The organism is Intrasporangium sp., assembly GCF_035280925.1.
Lineage (GTDB): Bacteria > Actinomycetota > Actinomycetes > Actinomycetales > Dermatophilaceae > Intrasporangium.
Genome location: NZ_DATEEY010000175.1, coordinates 1 through 2466, shown reverse-complemented (window position 1 = coordinate 2466; position 2466 = coordinate 1). Strand labels below are relative to the sequence as shown.

Annotated in this window: 1 protein-coding gene; it reads right to left on the bottom strand. The window is 69.7% G+C overall.

Features of this window, described 5'->3' with window-relative positions:
• Positions 1 to 2382: glycoside hydrolase family 65 protein (locus tag VJN29_RS15655; protein ID WP_324144563.1), on the bottom strand; the 2382-nt coding region annotated here is incomplete at its 3' end.
• Positions 2383 to 2466: the final 84 nt, after the last annotated feature.

Genomic DNA, 2466 nt, shown 5'->3' with positions numbered 1-2466 from the left:
CGGGATGACGACCGGCTCGCGCTCGTCGACGGTATACGTCGTCCCGCGGACGTCGACGGGCACGGGGAGGTCGCCGGCCTCCGTCTCCAGGGTGAGGTCCGTCGGCGTCAACGTCGCGCGCACCCTCGTGCCGCGCCAGGTGACCCGGAAGGTGAGCGACTCCCAACCGTCGGGAAGCCGAGGGTCGAACGACAGCCGGCCGGCGTGGTCGCGCATGCCCCCGAACCCGTTGACGAGGACGCACCACACGCCTCCGGAGGAGGCCACGTGCAGGCCGTCGACCGTGTTGCCGTGGCGGTCGACCAGGTCGACGAACAGGGCGTCGACGAAGTAGTCGAAGGCCACCTCGTGGTAACCGACCTCCGCTGCGATGACCGACTGCACGACCGCCGACAGCGTCGAGTCACCGGTGGTGATCGGGTCGTAGTACTCGAAGTCCTTGCGCTTGTCCTCGCCGGTGAAGCGGTGGCCCTGGAGGAAGAGGGCGAGCACGACATCCGCCTGCTTGAGCACCTGGAAGCGGTAGATGACGAGCGGGTGGTAGTGGAGCAGGAGGGGCTTGAGCTCATCCGGCGTCCGGCTGAGGTCCCACACCTCCCGGTCGAGGAAGAAGTCGTCCTGCGGATGGATCCCCAGGCCCTCGTCGAAGGGGATGTGCATGCCGGCGGCGCACGCGGCCCACTCCCTCAGCTCGCCGTCCGAGAGGCGCAGCCGCTGGGCGATGCGGGCGAACTGCTCGGGCTCCTGACGGCGCGTCCACTCCACCCAGGCGACGGCCTGCTCGAGGTTGTACCGCGCCATGACGTTGGTGAAGAGGTTGTTGTTGACCACGGTGGTGTACTCGTCGGGCCCGGTGACCCCGTGGATGTGGAACGACCACTCGCCGTTGTGCCGCCAGAACCCGAGGTCGGCGTAGAGCCGGGCCGTCTCGACGAGGATGGGGAGCCCGTCGCGCACGAGGAAGCCGACGTCACCCGTGGCGTTGACGTACTGGACGAGCGCGTGCACGACGTCCGCGTCGATGTGCACCTGGGCGGTGCCGGCTGCGTAGTAGGCGGAGGCCTCCTCGCCGTTGATCGTGCGCCACGGGAAGAGCGCCCCGCGCTGGCTGAGCTCCCGGGCGCGTTCCCGGGCGGCGGGCAGCATCCGGCTGCGGAAGTGCATGAGGTTCCGGGCGAGATCGGGCCGGGTGTACGTGAGGAACGGCGTGACGTAGACCTCGGTGTCCCAGAAGTAGTGACCCTCGTACCCCGAGCCGCTCACCCCCTTCGCGGCCACACCGTGGCCGTCGGCACGCCCGCTGGCCTGGGCCAGCGTGAAGAGGTTGAAGCGGATGGCCTGTTGGGTCGCGTCCTGCGCGGGATCCTTGGCGACGAACTCCACGTCGCTCGCCGCCCAGAACTCGTCGTACCAGGCGCGCTGCTCGGCGAGCCAGTGGTCGATGTCGTACCGGGCGGCCCGGTCGAGGGTGCGCCGGCACCGGTCCGAGAGCTCGCGGACGGGCAGGCCGCGCGAGGTGTGGTACGCCACGGTCTTCTCGATGCGCAGGGTGCTGCCGGCGCGCGCGTCAACCCGGAACACCATCTTCGTGAGGTCGGGGTCGGCGCCGACGACGACCTCGTAGGGGTCAGGGGTGCGCAGCACGTGGTCGGCGGCGACGACGAGCGTCATCTTGGAGTTCGCGCACTGGTAGCCCAGCATCATCCGGTCGTCCTTGGCCATGTGGATCCGCGGCTGGAGCACCCGGGCCTCGAAGGCCCCGGCCTTGCGCGGGTCCGCGTGCACACCCTTGGTCTCCGTCTGCACGTGGTACTCGTCCTCACTGTCCTGCCGGTTGAGCAGCTGTGACGAGACGACCACCGGGGCGTCACCCGAGAGCATCGTCACCTCGAGGGTCAGCACGACGAGGTGCCGCTGTGTCATCGACGCCATCCGGGTGGTGTCGACCCGCACGAGCTTGGCGGAGGGGGTGCGCCAGATCACCGAGCGCCGGAGCACACCGTCACGGAAGTCGAGGCTGCGCTCGTAGAACTCCAGGTCGGCGGTGCCGATGACGAGGGGCTCGTCGTCGACGTACAGCTTGATGAGCTTGGCGTCCGGCGCGTTGACGACGGTCTGCCCGGTCTGCGCGAAACCGTAGGCCGCCTCGGCGTGCCGGATCGGCCAGGTCTCGTGGAACCCGTTGACGTAGGTGCCGTGCTCGAAGGCGTGTCGCCCCTCCTCTGGGTTCCCCCGCATCCCGATGTAGCCGTTGGCCACCGTGAAGAGGGTCTCGGTCACGCCGAGGTCGCTGCGCTCGGGATCACACTCGAGGAGTCGCCACGGATCCACGGGGAACCGGCTCCGGTCGAGCGGGTCGGGGAGGAGGCGCCCGTTGCTCACGCGAGCTCCCGGAGGTCCGTGACGACGACGTCCGCCCCCGCCGCGGTGAGGACGTAGGCGCCCGCCCCACGGTCGACGCCGATG